The following is a 6,352-nucleotide window of genomic DNA, read 5'->3' as shown; positions in this document are numbered from 1 at the left end:
CGTCGCGGCCGCGGTGGCTGGTCGGTTCTGCCGCACTTCGGCGGTTCCAGCGCGAGGTTTCGGGAGCCGCGGATAGCCTCCCCCTGTGAAAGCGACTGACTTGGCCAAGGTGCGCGCGACCCTATGGGCCGCGGCCGACGAACTTCGCGCCAACTCGAAGCTGACCCCGGGGCAGTACCGAGACCCGGTTCTCGGCCTGGTCTTCCTTGCGTACGCCGAGAATCGCTTCGAGGCAGTGCGTGGCGAGGTCGAAGCCAAGGCCAGCGCCCGCAACCCGGCGACGATCGCCGACTACAAGGCGAAGTCCGTTCTGTATGTCCCCGCCGAGTCACGGCTGTCGAGCCTTGTCGATCTGCCCGAAGGTGCAGACGTCGGCAGGGCCACCGACGAGGCGATCAAGGCCATCGAGGAAGCCAACTCCGAGCTCAAGGACATCCTGCCGCGCGGTTACCAGAAGCTGGAGCGCTCGACCCTAATCGAGCTGCTGCGTCTCTTTGCGCCGCTGCCCACCCAGCTCGAGGGCGACGCCTTTGGCTTCATTTACGAAGATTTCCTGTCGAACTTCGCTGCCCAAGAGGGCAAGGGCGGTGGTGAGTACTTCACGCCCTACTCCATCGTCCGCCTCATCGTCGAGATCCTGCAGCCCTTCCAGGGCCGCGTCTTCGACCCGGCTTGCGGCTCTGGCGGCATGTTCGTTCAGTGCGCGAAGTTCGTTGAGCGTCACCACGAGTCGGCCAGCCGCAAGCTGTCCGTATTTGGGGCGGAGAAGACCGACGACACCGTTCCGTTGGCCAAGATGAACCTGGCCCTCCACGGGCTCTCGGGTGACATCCGCCAGGCCAACAGCTACTACGAAGACCCGCACAGTGCAGTCGCTGCCTTCGACTACGTGATGGCCAACCCGCCGTTCAACGTTGACAAGATCAAGAAGGAACAGCTGGCCGGCGACAAGCGCTTCCCGTTCGGCCTGCCGAAGGCCGACAACGGCAACTTCCTGTGGATCCAGCAGTTCTACGCGGCCCTCTCCCCGAACGGCCGCGCCGGCTTCGTCATGGCGAACTCCGCTGGAGACGCCGGCCACTCGGAGAAAGAGATCCGCAAACAGCTGATCGAGTCCGGGACCGTCGACGTCATGGTGGCCATCGGCCCCAACTTCTTCTACACCGTCACGCTGCCGGTGACACTGTGGTTCCTCGACAAGGCCAAGGTTGGTGGGCCGCGCGCGGACACCGTGCTGTTCCTCGACGCCCGGAACACCTTCAGGCAGATTGACCGCGCCCACCGCGACTTCACGCCCGACCAGATCGAGTTCCTTGCCAACATCGTGCGGCTCTATCGAGGAGAGGACGTCGAGACCGTCGATGGGAGTGCAGTTCTTCTCAAGGAGAACTTCCCCGATGGGAAGTACGTCGACGTTGGCGGTCTATGCAGGGTCGCGACTCGTGCCGAGATCGAGGCGCAGGGCTGGAGTCTCAACCCCGGCCGCTACACCGGCACCGCTGCCGTGGACGAAAGCGACGTCGACTTCATGGGCGACCTCGAAGCGCTGTACGAGGAGTTCACAATGCTGAGCGACCGGGCCGACGTTCTCCGCGTGAAGGTCGATGCCGCCGTCCAAGGGATTCTCGACGCATGAGCGGGTGGCGCGATGTGACCCTTGCCGACGTCTCCGAGAGGGTGGACTACGGATACACGGCCTCGGCTTCACACGATCCCGCCCTGCCTCGGTTCCTCCGCATAACCGACATCGCACAAACGCACCTCGATTGGTCGGGAGTGCCAGGTTGTCCCATCGACGGGAAGAACCTGCGAAGGTACGAACTCGCGAGCAACGACATTGTCGTGGCGCGGACGGGGGCGACTGTCGGCCACGCCAAGCGCATTCGGACGCATCCGCAAGCAGTGTTCGCCTCCTATCTGGTGCGCTTCAGACTTGTGCCTGAGGCGGCCCCGAGTTTTGTCGGGGCCGTTGTGGAGTCGAATGACTACAAGCGATGGGTCCAACAGAACGCGGGCGGCGCGGCCCAGCCAAACGCGAGCGCCAAGGTCCTCGGCGCGTTCCCTTTTCGCCTGCCCGACAAGGAGACGCAGGTCAGAATCGGAGCGATCTTCGACATCATCGCTGACTTGATCGAGAACAACCGGCGGCGCGTCGAGGTGTTGGACAAGATGGCGCGGGCCATCTACCGCGAGTGGTTCGTGGACCTCCGTTACCCCGCACATGAAGACGTCCCCCTCGTCGACTCCGCCCTCGGGCCCATTCCCGATGGCTGGACGGCGGGCACCGTTGGTGATGTTCTTGAACTCAAGTACGGCAAGGCCCTCAAAGCGGACGCTAGGCGGGGCGGCGACGTGGCTGTCGTCAGTTCCGCGGGAGTTGTCGGTTGGCATGATGCGTCACTCGTCGATGGGCCTGCGATCGTGGTTGGACGCAAGGGCAATGTCGGAAGCGTTCACTGGGTCGAGGGCCCATGCTGGCCGATTGACACGGCATACTTCGTGGACACCGACCTGCCATTGAGATTCGTTGCCGAACAGTTGCGCCGCACGAAGTTCAGCAACTCACACGCCGCTGTCCCTGGGCTCAGCCGCGAGAGCGCGTACGCGAGGCCATTCGTCATCCCGCCCGCGAGCCTGCTGGAGTCTTTCCAAGCGCTGGTCGATCCATTCGGGTCGCAGGCTGCCGTTCTCTCGCTCCAAAGCGAGAAGCTCGCAGAGTTGCGCGACCTACTGCTGCCGAGGCTCGTCACCGGCCAGATCGACGTGTCCACGCTTGACTTGGATGGGTTGATCGAAAGCCGGGTTGCGTGATGGTGCCGACCGGGGCGGAGTACCTGTACGTGGAGAAGCCCAGCATGGAGTTGTTGGCGGAGCTCGGCTGGACGCCGGTTGACGCGTTCCACGAGATCCTCGGGTCGGAGGGAACGCTCGGTCGCGACTCCCAGCACGACGTAGTACTCACCCACCGGCTGCGGTACGCAATGCGCAAGCTCAACGCTGAATACGTCCCCTACGCGTCGATCGACGAGGCCATCGAGACGCTGACGAAGGACCGGACCGTGATGGACCCGGCCCGCGCCAACCGTGAGGTCCACGACCTGCTCCGTGACGGTTACCGAGCCGAGTGGACCGACGACAGCGGCGCGAAGCAGATCGAGACACTGCGCTACTTAGATCTCAGCGAACCCGCGAACAACGACTTGCTGGCCGTGCAGCAGATGTGGGTCAAGGGCACCCTCCACAGCCGACGCCTCGATGCTGCGCTCTTCGTCAACGGCGTCCCGTTGGTGCTGATGGAGTTCAAGGAGCCCAACGAGTCGGTCAAGTCGGCGTACGACAACAACCTGTCCGACTACCGCGACACCATCCCGCAACTGTTCATCCCGAACTGCCTCGTACTGCTGTCCAACGGCAGTCACGCCAAGGTCGGGTCGACGTACTCGCCGTGGGAGTTCTTCAACGACTGGAAGGTCATCGACGCTCACGGAACCCGCGGCGTGGTGGCTTTGGAGACGGCTCTGCGCGGCACCTGTGACCCGGTAGCGTTGCTTGACCTGCTCGAAAACTTCGTCGCGTACATGGAGCGCCCCGGCGGCTTGATCAAGGTGCTAGCGCGCTCGCACCAGTACCTCGGGGTCAATGCGGCGATCGAGAACCTTCACCGGGCGCGTGCCGAGCAGGACAAGCGCCTCGGTGTCTTCTGGCACACGCAAGGTTCGGGTAAGTCGCTGTCGATGTTGTGGTTCACCCAGAAGGTGCTGCGTCAGGTGCCTGGCAAGTGGACCTTTGTCATGGTCACCGACCGCACCGAGCTCGACACCCAACTGCACGGAGAGTTCGCCGATGCCGGAGCGATCTCACCAGAGGCGCGGGTGCACGCGGAGTCCGGCACCCATCTGCGCGAGCTGCTGGCTGCCGATCATCGGTACGTGTTCACGTTGATTCACAAGTTCCAGCCGTCCAAGGCGCTGGGGGAGCGGCAGATGCCGGTGCTCTCAGATCGTGCCGATGTCATCGTCATCACCGACGAGGCGCACCGCAGCCAGTACGACACGCTTGCCCTCAACATGCGCACGGCCCTACCCAACGCCTCGATGATGGGCTTCACCGGCACCCCGCTGATCGCAGGCGAGGAACAGGCGACCCGCGAGCAGTTCGGCGACTACGTCAGCGTCTACAACTTTCGCGACGCGATCGAGGACGGCGCGACGGTCCCGCTTTACTACGAGAACCGCATCCCCGAGCTCCAGCTGGTGAACGAGAACTTCTCCGACGAGCTCAACGCCCTACTTGAGGAAGCAGAGCTCGACGAGGACGCCGAGGGACAGCTGGCACGCGCCTTCGGCACTCAGTACACCCTCCTGACGCGCCCAGAGCGGCTGAAGACCATCGCGAAGGATCTCGTCGCTCACTTCGTCGGCCGGGGCTTCAGCGGCAAGGCGATGTACGTCGGGCTCGACAAGGCCGCCGCCGTGCGTATGTACAACCTGGTCCAGGACGCCTGGGCCGAGCACCTCACCGAGTTGAAGGCTGAGCACGACGCGCTCCCCGAGCTGGAACGGCCCTGGCTGGCCTCGCGGATTGAGCTGATGAAAACCACCGACATGGCGGTCGTGGTTTCGCAGAGCCAGAACGAACTCAAGATCCTCGACGACCTCGGACTCGACATCCGGCCGCACCGCGAGCGGGTGATCCGCGAGGACCTCGCCGAGAAGTTCAAGGACGCCGAGGATCCGTTGCGGTTGGTGTTCGTCTGCGCCATGTGGATGACCGGATTCGACGCTCCCAGCGTCTCGACCGTCTACCTCGACCGGCCGATGCGCAATCACACCCTGATGCAGACCATCGCCCGGGCCAACCGTGTCTTCCCGGAGAAGGACAACGGCCTGATCGTCGACTACGTTGGCGTCTTCAGGAACCTGGAGAAGGCCCTCGCGATCTACGGAGCCGCTGAGGCCGGTGCGTCGCCGATCGAGATCATCGACGCGCTCGCGGGTGAGCTCGACGCAGCCGTGGCAGAGGTGTTCGAGTTCTGCTCCGGCGTTGGGGTGGACCTGGCGGCGATGCGCGACGCCGAGGGGTTCGACCACGTCGCCAAGCGCGACGCCGCCGTCGAGGCCTTGCTGGTGGACGAGGAGACCCGCACCGACTTCCAGCAGAAGGCCCGTCAGGTACGCAAGCTCTTCAAGGCCCTGCTCCCCGATCCGACAGCCGCCGCGCAGCAGCGAAACGTCGCCGCGATCCGGGTGATCGCCGAACGCATCGCGCAGGTCACGCGCCCGCCCGAGGCCGACATCGGCGCCGTCACGGATGCGGTCGACGCCTTGCTCGACCGGTCGGTGGGCGCCGAGGAGTACGTCATCCGGGCAGCCGCTGAGGGGACCAAGCCGGACCCCCTGATCGATCTGTCACAGATCGACTTCGAGGGCTTGGCAGCTAGGTTCGCGGGCCGAGAGCGAGCCGAAACCGACCGGTTGGCGCAGTTGCTCCGCCAGCAAGCCATCAGCGCTGCCGTGCGCAACCCAACCAGGTACGAACTTGTCGAGCGGATCGAGCAGCTGATCGATGACTACAACGCCGGCAGTGTGAACATCGACGAGTACCTGCGACGCCTCATCGAGCTCTCCCAAACCCTCACGGAGGAAGAGGAACGATCCGCCCGTGAGGGTCTGACCGAGGAAGAACTCGCGATCTTCGACCTGCTGACCCAGCCTGACCCGGTGCTGACAGGCGAGGAGCGCGAGACGGTGAAGGCCAGCGCCAAGAAGCTCTTGGAGCACCTGCACGACAAGCTCGTTCAGGACTGGCGCCGAAAGGTCGACGTCAAGAACGACGTGGACAGCACGATCCGGCGGGTCCTTGACCAGGGTCTGCCAGAGACGCCGTACACGGTAGACATCTTCACCTCGAAGGTGCAGCTCGTCATGGATCACGTGCTCACGGCATACGGTGACAACGGCGAGAGCGCGTACGACGGACGAGTCGACGTCCAGTTCCCGCAGGACCTGCCGGCCGAGTTCTCTGGACCTATCGACGTGAATCGGATCGCCGACGACGTCGTCGCACGCATTCACGCCGATCCCGACTTCGCCCGGCACGTTGCAGAGCAACTCGAGTTGAACCCGCGTGAAGGTGGCCTGCCCGCCGACCACCACTGAGTTCGAGGCTGCGCCCGGTATCGCTGTTGAGTTGTCAAGGATCAAGCGCAGTGCCCGTGCACTGATGAACCGGCCTTGAGTCAGGCGGCCTCGTCGCTGACCGTGCTGCCGTCCGTCCGTGCCGCCAGCAGGTGGCGGGCGTCGATCTCCTTGGCCTGGTCCTTCGTCAGGTCGGTGAACCCCCAGTCGTGCGG

At 64.3% G+C, this 6,352-nt stretch carries 3 protein-coding genes; all 3 read left to right on the top strand.

Features of this window, described 5'->3' with window-relative positions:
- The first annotated feature begins 85 nt into the window (after positions 1–85).
- The 3 genes from ACXJKL_RS11580 to ACXJKL_RS11570 are packed head-to-tail and all read left to right on the top strand — an operon-like array spanning position 86 to position 6,158.
- Entirely contained in the window at positions 86–1,636 is a 1,551-nt protein-coding gene (locus tag ACXJKL_RS11580) for a type I restriction-modification system subunit M (RefSeq protein ID WP_457207197.1), read from the top strand.
- Positions 1,633–2,811, top strand: a complete 1,179-nt coding sequence (locus ACXJKL_RS11575) for a hypothetical protein (RefSeq protein WP_457207196.1) — start codon at positions 1,633–1,635, stop codon at positions 2,809–2,811. Before ACXJKL_RS11580 ends, ACXJKL_RS11575 begins: the two co-directional genes overlap by 4 nt.
- On the top strand, positions 2,811–6,158 hold the full coding sequence (locus tag ACXJKL_RS11570; protein ID WP_457207198.1) for a type I restriction endonuclease subunit R: 3,348 nt from the start codon (positions 2,811–2,813) through the stop codon (positions 6,156–6,158). The genes ACXJKL_RS11575 and ACXJKL_RS11570 overlap by 1 nt, the downstream gene beginning before the upstream one ends.
- Positions 6,159–6,352 lie beyond the last annotated feature (194 nt).

Source organism: Nocardioides sp. P5_C9_2 (assembly GCF_054049555.1).
The sequence above is the reverse complement of the archived record's forward strand: the minus strand, read 5'-3'. Positions and strand labels throughout refer to the sequence as shown.